The organism is Leptolyngbya sp. FACHB-60 (assembly GCF_014695775.1).
Taxonomy (GTDB): domain Bacteria; phylum Cyanobacteriota; class Cyanobacteriia; order Phormidesmidales; family Phormidesmidaceae; genus Nodosilinea.
On the sequence record NZ_JACJOX010000058.1, the window covers coordinates 13,768 to 33,378 of the forward strand.

The 19,611-nt window shown below is 57.0% G+C and carries 19 protein-coding genes and 1 pseudogene; 9 read left to right on the top strand and 11 right to left on the bottom strand.

Translation table 11 applies throughout. From position 1 onward, the window contains the following. Nucleotides 1–27 precede the first annotated feature (27 nt). From H6F57_RS21380 to H6F57_RS21390, 3 genes are all read right to left on the bottom strand, one after another. Nucleotides 28–555 carry a hypothetical protein gene (locus H6F57_RS21380; protein WP_190626034.1) on the bottom strand — a complete coding sequence of 176 codons (528 nt, stop codon included), beginning with the start codon at nt 553–555 and terminating at the stop codon, nt 28–30. Nucleotides 556–727: 172 nt separating this feature from the next. Further along, the gene (ilvB, locus tag H6F57_RS21385; protein WP_190626033.1) at nt 728–2,578 is read right to left on the bottom strand and encodes a biosynthetic-type acetolactate synthase large subunit; all 1,851 of its coding nucleotides are present in this window, start codon (nt 2,576–2,578) and stop codon (nt 728–730) included. Between the two features lie 224 nt (nt 2,579–2,802). Beyond that, nucleotides 2,803–3,432 carry a hypothetical protein gene (locus H6F57_RS21390; protein ID WP_190626032.1) on the bottom strand — a complete coding sequence of 210 codons (630 nt, stop codon included), beginning with the start codon at nt 3,430–3,432 and terminating at the stop codon, nt 2,803–2,805. Between the two features lie 483 nt (nt 3,433–3,915). Here H6F57_RS21390 and H6F57_RS21395 point away from each other — a divergent pair, with 483 nt between their 5' ends. Further along, entirely contained in the window at nt 3,916–4,272 is a 357-nt protein-coding gene (locus H6F57_RS21395; protein WP_190626031.1) for a hypothetical protein, read from the top strand. A gap of 151 nt (nt 4,273–4,423) precedes the next feature. Next, a complete protein-coding gene (locus H6F57_RS28440) occupies nt 4,424–6,004 on the top strand; it encodes a HAMP domain-containing sensor histidine kinase (protein WP_206753722.1) in 1,581 nt (526 codons plus the stop codon). Nucleotides 6,005–6,111: 107 nt separating this feature from the next. On the opposite strand, the gene H6F57_RS21405 is transcribed toward H6F57_RS28440, so the two are convergent. The 5 genes and pseudogenes from H6F57_RS21405 to H6F57_RS21425 form a co-directional block, all read right to left on the bottom strand. Further along, nucleotides 6,112–6,657, bottom strand: coding sequence for a GNAT family N-acetyltransferase (locus H6F57_RS21405; RefSeq protein WP_190626030.1), 546 nt, complete (start codon nt 6,655–6,657; stop codon nt 6,112–6,114). A gap of 130 nt (nt 6,658–6,787) precedes the next feature. Then, nucleotides 6,788–7,339 carry a dihydrofolate reductase family protein gene (locus H6F57_RS21410; RefSeq protein ID WP_190626029.1) on the bottom strand — a complete coding sequence of 184 codons (552 nt, stop codon included), beginning with the start codon at nt 7,337–7,339 and terminating at the stop codon, nt 6,788–6,790. Between the two features lie 41 nt (nt 7,340–7,380). After that, nucleotides 7,381–8,187, bottom strand: a complete 807-nt coding sequence (blaOXA, locus tag H6F57_RS21415; RefSeq protein ID WP_190626068.1) for a class D beta-lactamase — start codon at nt 8,185–8,187, stop codon at nt 7,381–7,383. Nucleotides 8,188–8,564: 377 nt separating this feature from the next. Beyond that, nucleotides 8,565–9,197 (bottom strand): FMN-dependent NADH-azoreductase, encoded by a 633-nt coding sequence (locus H6F57_RS21420; protein ID WP_190626028.1) that lies wholly within the window; start codon nt 9,195–9,197, stop codon nt 8,565–8,567. Between the two features lie 99 nt (nt 9,198–9,296). Continuing rightward, nucleotides 9,297–9,854: pseudogene (locus tag H6F57_RS21425) on the bottom strand (Uma2 family endonuclease). A 151-nt stretch (nt 9,855–10,005) separates the two neighbouring features. Here H6F57_RS21425 and H6F57_RS21430 point away from each other — a divergent pair. The 5 genes from H6F57_RS21430 to rarD all read left to right on the top strand — a co-directional run bounded on the left by H6F57_RS21430 (nt 10,006) and on the right by rarD (nt 15,371). Continuing rightward, nucleotides 10,006–10,920, top strand: a complete 915-nt coding sequence (locus H6F57_RS21430; RefSeq protein WP_190626027.1) for an AraC family transcriptional regulator — start codon at nt 10,006–10,008, stop codon at nt 10,918–10,920. An 11-nt stretch (nt 10,921–10,931) separates the two neighbouring features. Further along, nucleotides 10,932–11,231, top strand: coding sequence for a glutaredoxin family protein (locus H6F57_RS21435; RefSeq protein WP_313933575.1), 300 nt, complete (start codon nt 10,932–10,934; stop codon nt 11,229–11,231). Between the two features lie 31 nt (nt 11,232–11,262). After that, on the top strand, nt 11,263–12,771 hold the full coding sequence (locus tag H6F57_RS21440; RefSeq protein ID WP_190626026.1) for a UDP-N-acetylmuramoyl-L-alanyl-D-glutamate--2,6-diaminopimelate ligase: 1,509 nt from the start codon (nt 11,263–11,265) through the stop codon (nt 12,769–12,771). A 143-nt stretch (nt 12,772–12,914) separates the two neighbouring features. Then, on the top strand, nt 12,915–14,414 hold the full coding sequence (locus H6F57_RS21445) for an ATP-binding protein (protein ID WP_190626025.1): 1,500 nt from the start codon (nt 12,915–12,917) through the stop codon (nt 14,412–14,414). A gap of 36 nt (nt 14,415–14,450) precedes the next feature. Beyond that, nucleotides 14,451–15,371, top strand: coding sequence for an EamA family transporter RarD (rarD, locus tag H6F57_RS21450; RefSeq protein ID WP_190626024.1), 921 nt, complete (start codon nt 14,451–14,453; stop codon nt 15,369–15,371). Here the strand turns inward: rarD and H6F57_RS21455 are convergent. Continuing rightward, a complete protein-coding gene (locus tag H6F57_RS21455) occupies nt 15,349–15,981 on the bottom strand; it encodes an SH3 domain-containing protein (protein ID WP_190626023.1) in 633 nt (210 codons plus the stop codon). The two genes, rarD and H6F57_RS21455, sit on opposite strands and share 23 nt — an antisense overlap. Before the next feature lie 94 nt (nt 15,982–16,075). Beyond that, nucleotides 16,076–16,969, bottom strand: coding sequence for an ABC transporter permease (locus H6F57_RS21460; protein ID WP_190626022.1), 894 nt, complete (start codon nt 16,967–16,969; stop codon nt 16,076–16,078). 207 nt (nt 16,970–17,176) lie between these two features. Here H6F57_RS21460 and H6F57_RS21465 point away from each other — a divergent pair, with 207 nt between their 5' ends. After that, nucleotides 17,177–17,788, top strand: coding sequence for a hypothetical protein (locus tag H6F57_RS21465; protein WP_190626021.1), 612 nt, complete (start codon nt 17,177–17,179; stop codon nt 17,786–17,788). Between the two features lie 68 nt (nt 17,789–17,856). Here the strand turns inward: H6F57_RS21465 and H6F57_RS21470 are convergent, their stop codons facing one another. Then, complete coding sequence (locus tag H6F57_RS21470; protein ID WP_190626020.1) at nt 17,857–18,246, bottom strand: hypothetical protein; 390 nt, start codon at nt 18,244–18,246, stop codon at nt 17,857–17,859. Nucleotides 18,247–18,365: 119 nt separating this feature from the next. On the opposite strand from H6F57_RS21470, the gene queA reads away from it, so the two are divergent. Further along, complete coding sequence (gene queA / locus H6F57_RS21475; protein ID WP_190626019.1) at nt 18,366–19,514, top strand: tRNA preQ1(34) S-adenosylmethionine ribosyltransferase-isomerase QueA; 1,149 nt, start codon at nt 18,366–18,368, stop codon at nt 19,512–19,514. Nucleotides 19,515–19,611: the final 97 nt, after the last annotated feature.

The window sequence follows — 19,611 nt, forward strand, 5'->3', positions numbered from 1 at the left end:
AACGCAGGTAAACGGTGAGGCTAGGGCCTAATAACCTAAAGGGACATCCACCTTGGGTAGAGCCAGTCGTCCCAAGAGCGATGTTGGTACGGGAGCCGTCATCGCCACAGCAGTCTGCTGCGCTGGCTTGAGGAAGATGACGCTGCCCGGCTGAGGGGGCTGAAATCCCATTTCACTCCCTTCTACCTGCTGGGCCAGATGATTTTTAAGTACCTCATTGGCCGTGGTGAGCTGCTGCTCGTTACGCTGCAAGCGATTGAGCTGCTGACTGGCCTGGTTGAGCTGGCGATTGATATACACCGAGGTGCCATAGCTCAACAAGGTCAGCGCTACTAAAGATGTGGCCAGCGCTGACGACACCAGGTGCAGCTGGCCCAGTCGCTGCACCACTGGGCTAGAAGAATCCAAGCCTGGAGCTTGCGGCAGCACCACCGGCGCAGAAACCTCTGGCCTGATTTCTGCTGGTCGCGTGGCGTAGCCTTGGGCATGTGCTGTCGCTGCTCTAGGCCGAGACGGTACTGGACGAGGCACATAGGATTTCAGCGCAGCGGACATAGATGACCCACACCAGTAATGAAACTGAAGTCAGGATACTGCATTCTGAAAAAATTGAGCCATCAACCGGCAAAATGAATGCGGCATTTAAGAGCTGAATTCTAAGGGCCAAAAAATAGGATCAATTCCCAAATCTTGAACCTTTTACAGTATTAAATGACGTTTTTATGCTCTATAGCTTTGTGCCGCACTCTGAGCAGAAGTTGCTGGTTGAGACATTTTGGTGCCCACAGCTAACACAAGGTGTCAAGCCAGTGCCACTGCCAGTACCATGCACCTCAGGCAGACCGATCATCTGGTGATTGCCTTTGCCAGGGGCCACCATGGGGTAGCAGTTTTCGTTGCGGCGCACGCGCACGTCGAGCAGGACGGGGCCGTCGTGGGCCAGCATAGCCGCCACAGTTGGGGTGAGCTGGTCGCGATCGCGCACCATCATACCCTTGATGCCATAGGCTTGGGCCAGCACCTCAAAGTTGGGCATACCCACTTCCATATTAGAAGAGGAGTAGCGCTCGCCGTGGAAGGCCTGCTGCCACTGGCGCACCATGCCCTGCCAGCCGTTGTTCACAATCACCGTCTTGACTGGAATGTTGTACTGAGCCAGGGTACCTAGCTCTTGCAAATTCATCTGGAAGCTGGCGTCGCCGCTAATGCAGATCACTGTTTCGTTGGGCAGCGCCACCTGCACCCCCATGGCAGCGGGCATGCCGAAGCCCATGGTGCCAAGTCCCGCGCTTGACACCCACTGGCGGGGGCCATTCTTTAAGAACTGAGCTGACCACATCTGGTGCTGTCCCACATCGGTAGTGAAGTAGGCGTGGGGAGCCTGAATGGCGAGTTCGTGGATCACTTCCTGGGGCGACAGCTCATCGGGATAGGTGGGCACCACCAGGGGATAGTCACGCTTCCAGCGATCGATGCGATCGCGCCAAGCCGCTGTTTGGTTAGGGGGCGGCAGCTGGTTTTCTTCCTCTAAGCGGATGAGCATGGTGGTCAACACCTGCCTCACATCGCCCACAATCGGTACCTGGGGAGTGCGATTTTTGCCCACCTCAGCCGGGTCAATATCGATATGAATGACCTGGGCACGAGAGGCAAACTCGTCTAGCTTGCCGGTAACGCGATCGTCAAAGCGAGCGCCTACAGCAATCAGCAGATCGCACTCGCTAACGGCAAAGTTGGCATAGGCAGTGCCGTGCATGCCCAGCATGCCAAGGGCTAAGGAGTGATGCTCATCAAAGGCTCCCTTGCCCATCAGCGTGGTGGTCACGGGAATTTGAAAATATTCTGCCAGTTGGCAAATTTCGGCGTGAGCGTTAGCGGTAATGGCACCGCCACCCACGTAAAGCAGAGGGCGCTCACTCTGGCGCATCAGGCGCAGAGCCGGATTAACCTGGCGGGGATTACCTTTAACGGTAGGTTTGTAACCGGGCAGACTTACCTGTCCAGGCTCCACGGGCACGTAGTCGAAGTCCGCTAGGCCAATGTCTTTTGGGATGTCAATCAGCACCGGGCCGGGGCGACCGGTTTGGGCAATGTAAAAGGCCTCCGCCACCATGCGCGGAATTTGGTCAGGGGTACGAGCAACGTAGGAATGTTTGACCAGGGGCAGAGTAATGCCGAAGATATCGGTCTCTTGAAAGGCGTCACTGCCGATCGCATGGCTGGGCACCTGGCCCGTAATCACCACCATGGGGATTGAGTCCATTTGGGCTGTGGCAATGCCGGTAACCAGGTTGGTAGCGCCAGGGCCAGAGGTGCCAAAGCAGACGCCCACTTTCCCGGTGGCGCGGGCGTAGCCGTCAGCGGCATGGGCTCCGCCCTGCTCATGACGCACTAAAATATGACTGATGCCCCCAGCGGCTTCGGCGCGGTACAGCTCGTCGTAGATTGGCAAAATAGCTCCACCCGGATAGCCAAAAATATGCTCTACCCCATGCCGTCTGAGGCTGTCGATTAGGGCAAAAGCGCCAGAGGCGCGGCGCACAAGAACACTGTTAGGAGCGGCAATGGGAGTTGTCATAGCGGCGGGTGCTTGAGTTGAGCTAGGGCTAGATTGCATTAGTTAAGAAGAAAATAAGATCAGAACATTTTCTCCCTCAGGCCACACGGGCAGTGAACAGGCTCACCGCCGCTGCTTTACAGGAATCGTGGTGCTAAATGCTGTTAAATGAAGAACATTTCCTCTCATATTAGCAGCAGAGGCCAGAGCCGTCGTTGCCACAGGGCTTACTTTAGGCCACCTGGTTATGGGGTGTTGATATTCAACAATGAATCGGTGGTGTAGCGGTCAATGGCCTGGCGCGATCGCATGCAAAGAAAATCGGCGGCGGTTATAGATTCCTTAACTTTCCCTGGCGCCGTGGCCCAACCCACTACCGACTGAGGCTGCTGCCACAGGTGGAGATGCGGCACGGCTGGGTCGGCGTAAAAGTCAATATCTCCGGCACCCAAACAGCGGGAGGTGTGGTGGGTCGTGCGATCGTGGCTGAGTCGATAGGTTGGCACCGTGGGATCACGGGGCACTCCCCAGCCATCTGCCATCAAGAGGGCAAGCACCGGAGCCTGATAACGCTGCCAGTGAGTTGCTAGGGCAGCTGCCCCAACGCAGCCCGCACTAAATGCCCAAATGATCAGCGCTGGTGGTGCATCTTCAAGAGAGGTGTTGTCTAGGGTATTCCTCAAGGGGCTGGTAGAGCTTGCTGCTTTTGCTGGCTCACAGCTCAATTTAGCCCTGCCTTTAAGAGCTTGGCGTAGGGCAAAGGGCGAGAGAACGCCCAGCGTAGATTGGGGTGCGCAAACCTGACTGTACCGACTCAACACCTCATCTTTGGCGATCGCGGCCAAAATCTGCCCCGTATAGCTAGGCGGGTGCATGCCGCCACATATCAGTAAAACAATTTGCTGCAATGCCACTGCTTACCACATTTTTTCTTGGTTGGGTCAATCTCTGCTCAGCAGATCACGCAATGTAATAGCTAGGAGAACGACACTCCTGCTAGAAAAAACAATGATTGAGAAACGATTCAGTTTACGTATTTTTTATAGTCTTTCGCAAGAGAAAAATGATTTCTTTCTAAAACTTAGATAAGGGAACCGCCATTGGCGCACATATATAGGGAATATCTAAGGTCAGTTGGGAGGTGCTTCACTTCAAAGCTTTAGAACATGTCTATTGACCGGCTCTAGCCGTCGCTTCAAATCAATCCCTAAGCTGAGCTCGTCTGTCTGGTGAACCAGGCTTTCAACTCTTTAACCTTGCTCACAGGCTTTTCTTAGCCTGTTTAGACTGATCCCCAGTCCGTGAGTGAAGTACCTACTCCTGATCTTGCCGCTTAATACTCCTGGAGTTTAATTCAAATGGCTCAAACCATTGTTAATCTAACTTTACCGATCGTAACAGATAAGATCGACGCTATTTTGGCGGCCTATCCGCTCTACGAATATCGCCAGGTTTTTGCGGTTCCTGAACTGCGGCAAAAATTGACGGCCTATGTTCTCGCTCGGCTGCCGGTGGTGTATGTCACGATGGACAGCAGTACTGCCTGCGATATGGCACCGACAGGGCACTGCTACTCTTCTGAGCAGCACAATCAGATTAATCAGCTGATCCACCAAGGGATTGAGGCGTTGCTGGGTCGGCCTGAGATTGAGCAGCGTCGTCCTAGTGTTGAACGGATTGAGGCTGAACCCATTCCGTCGAGCTGGTTCGGATAGATTGGCCGGGTTTCCGTTCGGTTCTACCCATAGCTCAATCATGATTAAGGGCGTAGTCTCGTAATAGACGGTGGGTTGTCTGGAGTGGGCAACCTGCTGACTGTGGCTTAAGTGCCGTAGTTGGCCGATCGCAGAGACAGGTGACGCCTTGGTGCAGCAGTTTCTACCCCTTAGTCCGTTGCTCAGTGAGCAGCAGGTTCCCTCTGGCCGGGAGCCAGAGGAGGCCCATTGGCAGCCTGGAGCTGGTGCTAGTACGCCCCAGGCCCACATTCAGGCTGAGCAAGAGTGGCTAAGTGGCCTGACAGCCCTGATTAGACTACTACTCGAACTTCCTCCAGACTCTGTCCCGACGGAGGTGGGTGGGCTGATGCCGTTGATGGGAGGGGTGCTGTCGGGGCCATTTCCGGTGCTGCCCGATCGCCTCAAGGGGCAGCGGTTGGCTCACTGGCTTTTGGTGCCTGAGCAACTGGAGCAGATTCTGGCCGTAACCCGTCCTCTGCTGCCAGGGCAAGGAAAAGGAGTGGCCGCAGCTCCCGCCTGTGATTTGCAGATGGTGCCCCTGACCAGCAGTGACCCGCTGGTGGGAGAACGGTTTTGTCTGTTGTTGACCCGGCACATTAGTCTGCTGTTGGTATTGGGCTACGATGCTCACGGGCTACCCCAGTTTCAGTTTTCCTTTGCTCCTGAGGTGGTGGAGCAGGGCTGGCAACGCTTGCGCGATCGCGTTGTGGCTACCCGTCCCCCCCTGGTGCAGGCCCTCGATCGCCTGATCGACGAGTTTCCTCCCGTTGAGCCCGACTATCGCTTGGTGACTCGCTATAGCCATTTGCTCATGGCACAACTGCGCCATCTGCCCCCTGGGTCAGTAGAGGCTGAGGGGCATGGATCGACTGTGACTATGCCGGCTTTGGCGCTGCCCGCTCGACCTACCGTGGCAGCCTTTCAGACTGACTCGCCTCCTCACTTTAAATCTGTATTCGGCAGTGCTGCTGAGGCAAACCCTCAACCCGCCGAGGAGAGTAGCCCCGATACCGAGCTGCTCAAGGCAATGGCCCACGAAATTCGTACGCCCTTAACGACGATTCGCACGCTGACGCGATCGCTGTTGAAGCGCAAAGATATTAGCGATGAAGTGGGTAAGCGTCTGCGGCTGATCGATCGCGAATGCACACAGCAAATTGATCGTTTTAGCCTAATTTTTCGGGCTGTGGAGCTAGAGACCGATCGGACGGCCAGGCCGCGATCGCCCCTATCAGCGATTTCCCTCAACCAGCTGTTTGATGATGCCATTCCTCACTGGCAGCAGCAGGCCAGTCGTCGCAACCTCAGCCTGACCGTGAATGTACCACCCTGCCTACCCATGGTGAACAGCGACCCGGCCATGCTAACCCAGGTGCTCACTGGGCTGATCGATCGCTTTACCCACAGCTTGCCCCCCTACAGTCACATTGAGCTGGCAGTCACCTTAGCTGGGCACCAGCTCAAGCTTCAATTTCAGTCACTGCCACCTACGGGCAGTGATGACCAGCTCAAGGATGATCCGTTCTCATCGCCCTTTAAGGCATTGGGGCAGTTGCTCATGTTTCAGCCCGAAACCGGGGGGCTCAGCCTTAACCTCAACGCCACCAAAAATTTGTTTCAGGCTTTGGGCGGCAAACTCATCGTGCGGCAGCGTCCCCAAGCTGGCGAAGTGCTGACGGTATTTTTGCCCTTAGAGACTAAAACGCTGTAAGCCGCTTATGGTGATCGCTGTGGACTTCAGAGACTCTCTACGGAGGGTCTCTCTTTAAAGAGTCGAGATCAATCCCACCGCGAGCTACAGCTGGGATGTCGCATTGCCTAGCAATCGGCAGTAGCTATGTCCAGATTTAGGGTCGCATCAGCCCAATCGGCTCGATCTAAGCGATAAACCGAGCAGTCATCGTCGCCAAATCGGCGGTGCTCTACAAATTTGAACCCAAGGCGCTCATAGAAGCGGTGGGCGCGGGTGTTGTTGGTCAGCGGGTCAATCAGCACCGCTGTCACCAAGGGATCAGCAAAACAGCGGGCTAGGGCCAGCCTCATCATGGTGGTGCCATAGCCTTTACCCAGCTCAGTAGCTTCGCCAATCCAAATGTCGATCGCCCGCAAATTGGCCGGGACATCGCCCCAGTAGTGGCTGTCTTCCTGGGCGGGATCAATGATTTGAATAAAGCCGATGGGGCGACCGTTGAGCTCAGCCATGAGCTGCTCGCGCCAGCTGGGGGTGCGCGCTAGCTCTACCTCCCACCCCCAGTCGTCGTTGGGGTCGGCGGCGATCACCTGAGGTTGCTCATCCCAGTGGCGAAGTAGATCGAGGTCGCTCAGGGTAGCGGGCCGCAGGGTAATGGTGCTTGACTCAGGCATGGTCGTTACCTGCTGATTTAACATTGGTTAGCCACCCGACCACTATGGGTTTCGCGTACTCTTTTGCCAAGAGACGATATTCATCTTTAAAAGGTATCAATTCAGCCAGCCGTGAAATTGCCTGAATTTTTTATCGGTCTGGAACCTGGTAGTGCAATTCCACAAAGTTTTGGCCGTAGGTTTTGGCTGACAGCAGCCTCAATGGCGGATCGACCCGTAGCGGAAATAGGGGAGCGCCGCCGCCCAGGGTGACCGAGGCAATCTGCACCACAATTTCATCTAGCAGCCCAGCGTCGTAAAACTGGCCTGCCAGGTCGCCGCCGCCGACAATCCACACATTTTTGTCGCCGGCTGCGATCGCCATCTCCTGGTGAAAGGGCTTGACGTCGCCGCTGACAAACCGAACATCAGCATTCTCAATGGTTGGCAGCTGGCGCGAGGTAAATACCCAGGCCGGTACTTTGTAAGGCCAAGGCTGGGGGTTGTCGGCCTCAGCAGAAAAATCGTGGTCGTAGATCCATTGGTAGGTGGTGGAGCCCATGGCGATCGCACCCACCCCCTCCAAAAAGGTATCAAACGTATTCGGCTCTAGTTCGCCAAACTGAAACAACCAGTCGAGAGAATTGTTGGGGTCGGCGATAAAGCCATCTAAGCTGGTAGCCGTGTAATAAATGGTGGCCATGGTAGATTGTGCTCCCTCACAGAGTTGAGTTTTAGGTGCGGCTACAAAAGATTTAGGGTCTCAAAGCAGCGACGTGTTAGCTCAAGGCGAACTGAGAGATCGGCATCACTGCGCATGTCGATGTTGGTGGCAAACAGGTAAACGTTTTCCCCTCGTTCTAGATAGCCAACATACCAGCCAATTTGGGGTTGATCGGCCTCGCCCAAGCCAGCCCAGCCCGTCTTGGCCCGCAGCGTGTAGTCGGGGGTGCGCTCGGCGATCATGATGTCTTTGACTGTAGCTACTGTCTCCTCAGAAAACGGCAATTCGTTGCGGTGCAGGCGCTGTAAGAACTCGATCTGCTGCTGGGGCGTAATGCGCAGGTCGCCCTCTAGCCAGAAGCTGTCGATCGCCTCAGGACTGCCGATAGCTTGGTTGCCGTAGCCTGCTTCGCTGACCCACTGCTGCATGCGATCGTGCCCAACCCGCCGCGCCAGCACCTGATAGAACCAAACGGCGGATAGATTAAATGCCCTACGCAAATTCAAGTCTTGGTTCCAGGTGGGGATCATGCGCTCGATGCCGTCCCAAGTGAGCACCGCAACATCGTTGGCGATCACTCCAGTTTCGAGCGCAATCAGCGAGTTGAGAATTTTGAAAGTAGAAGCTGGCAAAAAGGCTTGGCGGTTGCGATCGCGATTGTGCTCATAGGTCACGTTCTGGTTCACATCGTGAATAATGATCGCCCCTTCAACCCCTAGGGCTTGAAAATGTTGGGCAAATTGAGCTTCTAAACTGGCTGTTTGCTGACTGGGCGTTGGTGCGATCGGCTCCACGCTAGACTGAGCAGCGGCAGGCGGCATCGGCATAGCAACCAAGCCGCTGACGGCTAACCCAAAGAACCATCGATAGGCACGATCCACAATATTGAGCTCCTAAAAGGGCAATTTTCGGGCGCGGAGTTAACTTTACACAGTACTCAAGTACTTGTCCAGGCCACAGAGGTTTAAGGACAGCCAGCGCGGTCAGAGCAATCAGGCGAATGAACTGAATTTATAGGCTGATCACTCGCACAACCCGTTACATCCCAAAAGTTGAAGCCTTGACCTGTGAGCGGGCGATAGCAACCTTACGCATGGAGGGAGGGCGTGAGCAATGCAGGGCTGCGCATAGGGGCTAATAGGGTGTGATGGTGACGAAGGCTTGCTCCTTGAGATCACACCCGCTATTTGAGACAAAGGTTCTATCAGGCGGCAACCAGTTCTGCCACCTGGGCTTGGGCCGCTGCAATGGAGGCGGCTAAGCTTTCGCTACTGTGCTCGTCATTTTCGATATGCACAAAGGTGATATCGGTGATGCCAATAAACCCAAACGCTACCCGCAGGTAGGGATCTTGGTGATTCATGTGGCCGTAGCGCTCGCCAGGGCCAAAGCCTGAGGCTCCTCGGGCAGTGATGACGAACATTTTTTTGCCGTGGAGCAGGGGTTTATAGGGATCTTCGGCATCCTCGGGGTCAATGGCGAAGGTGTGGCCGGTGCGCACAATTTGGTCAATGTAGGCTTTGAATGTGCTAGGGATGCTGAAGTTGTACATGGGGCACCCCACGACCACAATATCGGCAGCGATGAGTTCGTCGATTAGGCGAACGCTCACACTGAGTGCCTCCCACATCTCCGGTGTGCGCTGCTCGGGCGGGGTGTAGGCCGCCACAATCCAGGGTTCATCTACATGGGGCACGGGCTGGCGGCCGATATCGCGGTAAGTGACGGTGTCGCTGGGATGAGTTTGTTGCCAGGCTTCGACAAATTCGCGAGTCATGCGGCGAGAGTGAGACCTTTCCCCTCGCGGGCTAGAATCAATATGCAGCAGGTGTGTCATAGGGCCTCTAAGTCAGTACCCGTTTAGCCTAGGGAACCTGCCTGGGTGGGCGCTATTTCATTCTTGGGAGGCTGTCAAAATCTTGCGATGGATTGGCGATCAATCCAGCAGGCGCCGCACGGATATGGGCACATCAGGAAATGCGATCGGCGCAACGGATCCTTCTTTTAGCGTAGTTTGTGATTGATACGCCCCATTGACCGGGTCGCGCATGACTACAAGCTCCATGCGTTGGAGATTGATCACCCAATATTCGGGAATGCCTGCCGCAGCGTAGGCCTTTGCCTTGGGCTCCAAATCTTTTTGCAGGCTGGTGTCCGAGAACTCCATCAGCCAAAAGACGTTTTCTGGATAAGGGTGATGCTGCAAATACTCCTTACCTAAGGGCTGCACTACCGCCAGGTCAGGTTCTGGCTCAGACTGGGTAGCGGGAATAGTGATGGGGTGACTCTCACGAACTTGGGCTCGCTCACCCAACAATTTCCGCAGATAATCACCAACGGTGCTGGCGTAGTAGGCGTGGGGTTCTCCTTAGGGGGGCATTTCAATGATTTCTCCATTCAAAAGCTCCACCCGGCGATCGCTGAGAATGCCCGCCGCAATCATCTGGTGGTAGTCCTCAAGAGTCCATTTTGCGATCGCAACATGAGGGGTCATCGCTTTCTCTGGCTGCCATTCAAGGTGAGAATTTGCCTATCGCTTTATTCTGCCAGATAGACTTGAGAGAGTTGGGGCAGATTCCGGGACGGATAGCTTCGCGAATTGTCTGGGCCTAGCCTAACCTAGCTCCAAGGTGGAGAATCTACCGATGAATGCAGCTAAATCCGCTGATGTCAGGGCTAGTCACAACCAGCTAGCCACTGATCAAACCGCGTTAGATTGCCTACCGACGCTGTCGAGTCAAGCCTTGGGATGGGAGCACATTCAGGTGGGGCAATTTCAGCATCCGCCGGGGGAATGTCGGATGGCCTCAGACGCGGAGCATACGGTTTGTGTGTCGTTGGCGGCCCGTCCAGTGCGGTTTTTGCAAATCAAAGACGGCAAAACCCACAGCAGCCTCTGCGGTAAAGGCGATATTTCCATTACCCCGGCTCAAACATCCTTTTTTGCCCGCTGGCAGGACGACGATCACTACGTCGAGCTGCGGCTCAACTCCGGCTTTATGGCCACCGTCGCTCAAGAAGCCCTGGGGTTAAACCCCGATCGCATTGAACTCATCCCCGAGTTTCGCTTGCGGGACGGGCGGCTAGAGGCGATCGCCTTGATGCTGCTCGACGAACTCAACCAGGCCAACCCCGGCGGCAAGCTCTACGTCGAGTCGCTGACCAACCTGCTGGCGGTGCACCTGCTGCGGCAATATGCCATGGCCAGACCAACCTTGCCCATTCACCCCAGCGGCTTACCCCAGCGCCAGCTCTTGCCGGTGTTAGATCACATCCACGAAGCCCTGGATGCCGACCTTAAATTGGCGGATTTGGCGGCGATCGCAGGTCTCAGCCCCTTCCATTTCAGTCATCAGTTCAAACAGGCGATGGGGGTTGCCCCCTACCAATACGTGCTGCAACAGCGGGTCGAGCGGGCCAAGCAGTTGTTGAAACAAACTAACCACTCTATTGTGGAAATCGCCCTGCTGTGTGGGTTTAACAGCCATAGCCACCTGAGTAAACAGTTTCGCCAGACCACCGGCACCACCCCCAGCGCCTACCGAGCGATCGTGCAGTAACCGCCCTTCCCGTGACTGACCCCGTGACTAAATTTGTGCTCTACAGCAAGCCCGGCTGCCATCTGTGTGAAGGGCTCGAAGAAAAACTTGTGGTCGCCGCCCACCTGCCCTTTGAGCTAGAGGTGCGCGACATCACCACCCGCGACGACTGGTTTCAGCGCTACCAGTACGAGATTCCGGTGCTGTGCTGTGTTCGCGATGGAGACTCTGACCCCCAAGAAATTCCTTTGCCGCGCTTGTCGCCTCGGGCACCCCAGGCCAAGGTGGAGCAATTGATACAGACTTATATGGGGCAGAGTAAGGCAGAATAGGGCAACTTCAATGATGTGAGGAGTTGCTGACATGAAGCTGCGCCAACTGCTTGAGGACCTGCCCCCTGGGCTGATCGACGCCGGATTTACGCTACCGATGCAGGATAACGATCCTGATATCAAGGGACTGTGCACCAATTCCCACGCCTGCCAGCCCGGGGACGTGTTCATTGGCATGCCGGGCACGCGGGTGGATGGTGGCGAATTTTGGCCCAGCGCAATGGAATCTGGGGCAGCGGCGGCGCTGGTGTCTGCCCAAGCCTTGCAGACTCGCCCCGCTGAAGGTGATGCCTGCGTAGTACCGATCACCGATATGTCGGTGGCCTGTGCCGAAGTGGCCGCACGCTTCTACAACTACCCGGCCCAACAGATGGGGCTAGTGGGGGTCACGGGCACCAACGGCAAGACGACAACGACCCACCTGATCGAGCACCTGCTGAATGCATCCGAGCAGCCTACAGCCCTGTTAGGAACACTCTATACCCGCTGGCCCGGGCACCAGCAAACCGCCCTCTATACCACCCCCTTCGCAGTAGAACTCCAGGCAGAATTGGCAAAAGCGCGAGATGCGGGCTGTCGATATGCGGTGTTAGAAGTCAGCTCCCACGCCCTGGCTCAAAAGCGGGTCTGGGGCTGCCCCTTTGAGGTGGCGGTCTTCACCAACCTGACCCAAGACCACCTCGACTACCACAGCGACATGGATGACTACTTCCAGGCCAAGGCGCTGCTGTTTAGCGAGACTTATTTGGCAGGTCGCGCGGTGGTGAACATTGATACGCCCTACGGAGAGAGACTGGTTTCCCAGCTGCCCCCCGATCGCGTCTGGACCTATAGCACGCAGAATCCTGATGCCGACCTGTATACCGGAAATCTCACTTACCAGGCCAACGGCGTGACCGGAACCCTGAAGACCCCAGCGGGCACGGTGCCCTTTAGCTCGCCGCTGGTGGGGCAGTTTAACTTAGAGAATTTGCTGGCGGCGGTGGGGACAGCCCTGCACCTGGGTGTGGCCCTCGACACGATCGCAGCGGCACTGCCGGGCTTTGGCGGCGTACCTGGGCGCATGGAGCAGGTCAAGATTTCTGAGGCCCAGGACATTAGCGTGATTGTGGACTACGCCCACACGCCGGACAGCTTAAAAAATTCCCTTCAGGCGGCGCGGCCCTTTGTACCAGGGCGACTGATCTGCGTGTTTGGCTGCGGGGGCGATCGCGATCGCACCAAGCGCCCTCAGATGGGCCGCATTGCCCACGAACTGGCCGATGTGGTGGTGGTCACCTCCGATAACCCCCGCACCGAAGACCCTCAGCAGATTTTGCGAGATGTGGTGGCTGGCATTCCGGCCACCCTAGGGGAAGATCAGGTGGTGGGCGATCGCGCCACCGCCATTCAGTTGGCGATCAACCTTGCCCAGCCGGGGGATGGCATTTTAATTGCAGGCAAGGGGCACGAAGACTACCAGATTCTCGGCACCGAAAAAATTCACTTTGACGACCGTGAACAGGCCCGCCATTTTCTTGAAAAACGGTATATGAGCTGACATTTTTGCCCTAAATGGCGGCGTTATGTGAATACACGCAACATTCTCACCGCCATTTTCAGTGGTTAAAGATACCCTAATAGGTGTTAGTGCTGATCTGATTTTGGGTGGGCGCTAGCCTGGCCTTGGCCCGTTGGAGCACTATGCAGTCTTACCAAGAACAAGAGGTGTCGCTGCACCGGCTTCTGCAGCTGACTGCGGCAGCCCCAGACTATGTCCAGGTAAAGCCGAAAGGGTTTAAGGCGATTCTCCAGTCAATGGTAGAGTTCCTCGAAGCCCACGACATTCAGGCCCACCTGCTGGTCAAGCTGCCGGTGGGCGACCCCTGGAATGAGGATGTGCTGCGCTATGGCCAGGGGCTGGCACTGCCCCATCGAGTGCTGCGGTTTGCGCGTCCTGATGCCGAGGCGCTTGGCCTGGGCAATGATGTGGTGGTGCCCTTGCCCGATAGCCACACCTGGCGCGGCGACTACTTTGTGGTGGTGCAATCGGAGTCCTTTGCAGCCATGCTGCTCGCCCACCGGTTGCAGCCGCTGTCGGCTACTCCCACGGGCGAGCGTCAGCGGCTGACCGAGGGCCAACGCGACCCTGAGGATGACGATGAGGCTTCGCCGCCCCTAGAAGAAGCGACGGCGCGATCGTCATATCTATCGGTGTGCTGCTCCGTTAACCCCGACCTGGTGGCGACGGTGGTAAGCGCCATTCGCCGCCAGATTGACCAAGGCCTAGGCACTGCCAATGCCGGGCTTGATCTCGCCACCCTGACCCAGCAGTGGCCCCAGTTGAGGCCTACTCAATCACTCACCCCGGCCTACCTCAGCCTGGTCGATCGCTGGCTCAACTGGCAGCTCACGCGCCAGGAGCACCTGCGCCAGTCGGCCTCGACCTACCGCCGACAGGCGTTAAGTATGTCGAGCTTGTCATCCCAAAACGAGGTGTTGATCAACACCTTGCGCCTCAAGGATGACTTTCTCAATACGGTGGGTCAGGAACTGCGCACTCCCCTCACCACCATCAAAACTGCCCTGACCCTGCTCGACTCGCCCCACCTTAAGCCCCCCCAGCGGCAGCGGTATATGGAGATGATCAGCCATGAGTGCGATCGCCAGAGTGCGCTGATTAGCGGCGTACTCAACCTGCTGCAGATGGAGACCAGTGTCAGCCAGACTCAGCTCGCTCCGCTGAACCTGTCAGAAACGGTGCCCCCGGTAGTCAGCACCTATCAGCCCCTGGCCGCAGAAAAGGGCATTATGCTGGCTTACACCATCCCTCGCCAGGTGCCCCCGGTGTTGTGCCCCGACAGCTGGCTGCGGCAGGTGATGATTCACCTGCTAAACAACAGCCTGAAATACACCCTCAGCGGTGGCCAGGTCTGGGTAACGGCGTCTAGCACCGCAGACTACGCCGAAATCGAAGTGCGCGATACCGGTACCGGCATTTCAGCCAGCGATTTGCCCCACATTTTTGAGCAATTCTATCGAGGTCGAAACTTGCCGCCCGCCGAAACCGAGGGGGCTGGTCTGGGGCTATCGATTGTGCGGCAGCTGCTGTTGTACTGTGGCGGCACTGTAGTAGCCCGCAGCCAACCCGGCGAAGGAACGACGCTGGTGGTGCGGTTGCCCATTCACCACCGGCGACCCTGACCGTTAGAATGTGTGCTTTAATCGGCGATTTGTTCTTTGACCTCACCTAAATCTGCGCCGGTTGCCCCCGGCGATCGCCCCGATGCTAGCCGGGGAGCGATTTATGCGCTGCTGGCCTACAGCACCTGGGGGCTGCTGCCCATCTATTGGAAGCTGTTAGGCGTTGCCTCTGCCGTGGAGGTGCTCAGCCACCGCATGATTTGGTCGGCGGTATTTTTAGTCGGCATTTTGCTGGTGCAGCGGCGGTTAGGAGATTTGCAAACGCTACTGCGATCGCCCCGCAAAGTGCTGGTGCTGCTGCTAACTGCCAGTCTGCTGACCTTTAACTGGGGGCTGTATATCTACGGGGTGAATAGCGATCGCGTCGTCGAAGCTAGTCTGGGTTACTACATCAACCCGCTGGTGACCGTGCTGCTGGGGTTTATCTTTCTCAAAGAGCGCCTATACCGAGGGCAGCAGGTGGCCGTAGCGCTGGCGGTGGTGGGGGTAGGCTACTTCATCTGGCAGCTGGGCACCGTGCCGTGGATTGCGCTGGCGCTAGCCATTTCCTTCGCGTTTTACGGCCTGCTGCGCAAGGTGGTGGCCGTGGCCCCGCTGGTGGGCCTGGCGGTTGAAACTCTGCTGATTACCCCCCTGGTGCTGGTGGTGGTGAGCTGGCTCGCGGCCAGCGGCCAGGGGCACTTTGGGGAAAGCCTGCCGCTCACCCTGCTGTTTATCGGGGCTGGGGTGGCGACTTCGATGCCACTGCTGTGGTTTAACAAAGCGGCCAAACGGCTGACCTTAGCAACCCTTGGCTTCTTTCAGTATCTCGCCCCATCGCTGTCGCTGCTGCTGGGGGTGTTTGTGTATGGCGAACCGTTCACCCCAGTTCATGCGGTGACCTTTAGCTGCATTTGGGCAGCGCTGCTGCTGTACTCGGTTACCGCGCTGCGGGCTAGGGGCAGGGAACTGCGCTGATGTCTATAACTTGTCCGTAGGAGCTGGTTTCGGTCACCCAGCCAGTGCTGCCATCAAAGATGGTGACCTCTAGCCAAGCGCGGCCATCGCCGGAGTTCTGCCGCCAGGGTGGATTGCGAGAGGCGTAAATGGTATCTCCGGCGTTGTAGTCAGCAATAATATTGGCGTTTGTGGCAGGTGTGGCCCTTACCGAAAGCCGCACATTGGCCCGAAAACAGGCCCGTGCCGTCGATGGTGGCCTGTCGCTGCAAGGCGATAAAACCGAGGCGCTGATCCAGCCCATAGGCTGTACAGACGACAAACCGTTGAAGTTATTCCCTAAAAAGATTTGAGCCCGGCCTTCGGTGACAACCCCAGTTAAAAGTACCTGAGTACCGGCTGGCAGGGTACCCAGGCGGTTGGCGATGGGCCCCAGCCTGGTGTTGTCAAAAACCTCGACGGTTTGGTTGAGCCGTCGGCACTGGCGAATGAGGCCCTGGTTTTCTTGCAGGCCTTGAACGACGATTCTAGACCCCTGGGCTAGGGCTGTTGGGGTGAAACCATAGGCGATCGCCGCCGTTGTCGCCAGCCCAATCGCCAGCGGTCTCAAGGGGTTCATGCTTACTGCCATACCATCTCCTCACTATAGGTTTTGCCAGTCAAGAGTATTCCGACTAAAAAAACATCCTGATTGGCCTGCTTGGCTAGGACGTAATCGGGCTGCCCTACCGCCAGTTTTCGCGGCGCAGCAGGGGGTTCATCAACTCATTCAGCCCCTCACCTACTAGGGAAAGCCCCGTCACCATCAGGGTTAGGGCCAACCCAGGAAACAATGCCGTCCACCAGATGCCTGTGGGCAACGCATCGAGGGCCTGGCGAATGTCGGCTCCCCACTCGGGCACCTGCTCGGGCAGGCCCAATCCCAAGAACCCTAGCCCTCCCAGCACCAAAATGGCGTCGGCGGCATTGAGGGTAAACAACACCGGCACGCTTTGAATCACGTTGAGAAACAGGTAGCGGGTGAGCACTGTCCAGGTCGAGGCCCCCATCGCCTGGGCGGCTTCGATAAACAGCTCGGTCTTGACGCTGACAGTGTGGTTGCGCACCACCCGGTAATACTGAGGAATATAGGCAATGCTGAGGGCGATCGCCGCGTTCACCACCCCCCGACCCACTACAAAGGCCAGGGTGACCGAGAGCAGCAACCCCGGCAGAGTGTAGATCGTATCCATAAAGAACAGCAGAGCGCGATCGAGCCAGCCGCCCAGGTAGCCGCTGACCATGCCCAGGGGTACCCCAATCGCTACGCTGAGCAGCGTGGCCAGCAGCACCACCTGCCAGGCGGCGCGGGTGCCAAACAGCGTGCGCGAAAACACGTCATAGCCCTGCCGCGTGGTGCCAAACCAGTGGGTGCCGCCGGGGGGCTCATGGATCGGGTTTTGTAGGGCAGTGGTGGGGTCAAGCACCCAGCCCCAGCTCTGCATCAGCGGCGCTAGCAGGGCAATCAGAATAAATGCCAGGGTGATAGCCAAGCCTACCCCCATCAGCACCATCGACACGTTGGCCGCTGGTTTGGCGGCTGGGTTGCGCAGCAGGGGCAATCGCGGAGTGGTAGCCATAGCAGCGCACCGAGCAGTAGTGAATAGGCTCTTATTATGCCAGAGCGAGGGCTATAGACCGGAGGTGGGGACGATCGCCCAGTCTACCCACTGGCCTTGTCATAATGAACTTAGTCAGACTTCGACCGATCGCTGGGTCAAATTCTGCTCAGCCTGGCAAGACCTGTTCTCCCTGTGGCTTGGCCCTACCTACTCTTTGGAGATCCCATGACTGTCACTGATAGCGTCACTGCCTTACCTACGTCCCAGGTTCTAGAGGTCGCCGCCTCTGGCGCGAAACCTAACGCTCAACAGGTGACGGCTGCCCTGCTAGACGCCGAACGGCAAACCAAGGCAGAGCGGCGGCAGTTTTCCCCCGAGGCGCTGTTGGGTACCTGGCGGCTGCGGTTTACGGCTCCCAAAAAGCCCACCTACAAAGCAGGAAAACCACAGGGAAGTGGGTTTTATGTGCCGGGACTGGCGATCGCTACCATTCGCTTTAACCGAGACGACAATGACCAGCTAACTATTCAAAACCAGCTTCAGGTAGGGCCGGCCAAACTGCGGTTTACGGGGCCAGCCAAGTTCTTGCCCAAAAAAAACCTGCTGGCCTTTGATTTCGTTCGCCTTCAGGTGCTGGTGGGTGGTTTGACGCTGATTAATCTACCTTTGCGCAGCAAAGCCGCTAAGGCAGGCGATTTTGCGGCTACTTCGGTCGCCAAGCTGCCGTTTTTCTCCTTCTTTGTGGCTGAGGAAGGCTATGTTGCCGCTCGGGGGCGCAGCGGTGGGCTGGCTCTATGGGTCAAAAGAGAGGGGGATCAAAAAATAGGGGCAGGTTAACCCCGCCCCCAAGGGACATGTCTTGAGATCAGCAAAGGCCATCGGTGGGGATGCCTCTGCAAAGCCGCTCAGGCTAAAGTTTCGGGACAGTAGCCCAGGCCCATCACAAACTGACGGCGGAAGGCTTCGATCTCTTCGCGATCGGGCTTGCCGTGGGAGACGATTGCCACCTGGTAGCGACGCATGACATCAATGGGCGACTGCCCAGTTTCTAGGCCCCACAGAGCCATGCGGACTCGAATGCCGGGGTCGTAGGCTACACCCAGTTCATTCATGTAAGCGCGATAATCTTCAGCGTCGGGAACGCCAATGTTGTCGTTCATTTTGACGCGGATGACCCATCCATCGATCTGATGGATCACCGTCATAAACTCCAGAGGCAATCTCGGGGTGCCCAGCAGGTGTTCGACTACACGGAGGGTCAAACTGGCATTGGCGAGATAGTAGGTGTATTCCATCGTTGACCTTTAGGCAGGTGCTAGAGTTCTTATGTCCTTATTGTCTGGGATTAGCTCTCAGGTTGTTAGGGTTAAGTCCCCCTACTCGACCTGGGTGTATCCACCCAACCTGCTAGGCGATGTGCGATAGTTCAAAACTTGTTCCAGAGACGGATCCAAGGACTCAGAGCCCTTCTGCTGAGTATTCCTTGGCGGCCTACCAATATTCTCTTCCGCTAGAAAAAATTGCCCAAACCCCTGTTACACCAAGGGATTCGTCTCGTTTGCTGGTGGTTGACGGGCTCGCTTCCCACTGTCACCACCACTTCCGCGACCTACCTACGCTGCTGCAACCGGGGGACTTACTTGTCCTCAACGACACCCGGGTAATCCCAGCCCGGCTACCTGGGTATAAACCCAGTGGTGCCCAGGTGGAGGTGTTTTTGCTGGAGGATCAGGGTGACGATCAGTGGCTGGCCCTAGTGCGCCCGGGTCGCCGCCTCAAACCAGGGGCTACGGTGCATTTTGGCCCCAACCCCAACCAGCCCGACCTGGTGGCTCAGGTGCTCGCTACCGACCCTGAGACCAACGGTCGCCTGCTGAAGTTCGAGCCCCAGGGAAATGAGTCCCTATTGGCCCTATTTGAGCGGCTGGGGGAAGTTCCCCTACCGCCCTACATCACCGACAGCGTAGCTTCCCCCGACCAGTATCAGACGGTCTATGCTGAGGCTCCGGGGGCGGTGGCGGCTCCGACGGCAGGGCTGCACTTCACACCAGAGTTGTTTGAGCGGCTGGAGGAAAGGGGAGTGGGGCGATCGCACATTACCCTCCATGTTGGCGTGGGCACCTTTCGCCCGGTGGAGGCCGACAACATTCTCGACCACAAAATGCACGGCGAATGGATCGATGTCTCGCCAGAAACCGTAGCGCAGATCAACGCTACCAAAGCCCGAGGCGGGCGAGTGATTGCCGTGGGTACAACGGTGGTGCGTGCCCTAGAAGGGGCGGCCCAAGGCGGCGAGCTACAACCCTACCAGGGCAAAGTAAACCTGTTTATTTACCCCGGTTACCAGTACCGGGCGATCGATGGGCTGATTACCAACTTTCACCTGCCGGGCTCTAGTCTGCTGATGCTGGTCAGCGCGTTGATTGGCCGAGAGCGATTGCTGGGGCTGTATGAAACCGCTATTCAACACGACTATCGCTTCTATTCCTTTGGCGATGCCATGTTGATTTTGCCTGAGGCGACCCAACCCAGCGAGGTCAGTTCCCCGGAATATATGGAATGATCGTTACGGCCGTTAAGCCGCCCCATGGGGGGTTCGAAAGCATCCGCCCTAGTAAGGTTTGAAGCCGAGCCTGTAGCGGGACAATGCCGCTCCTCAG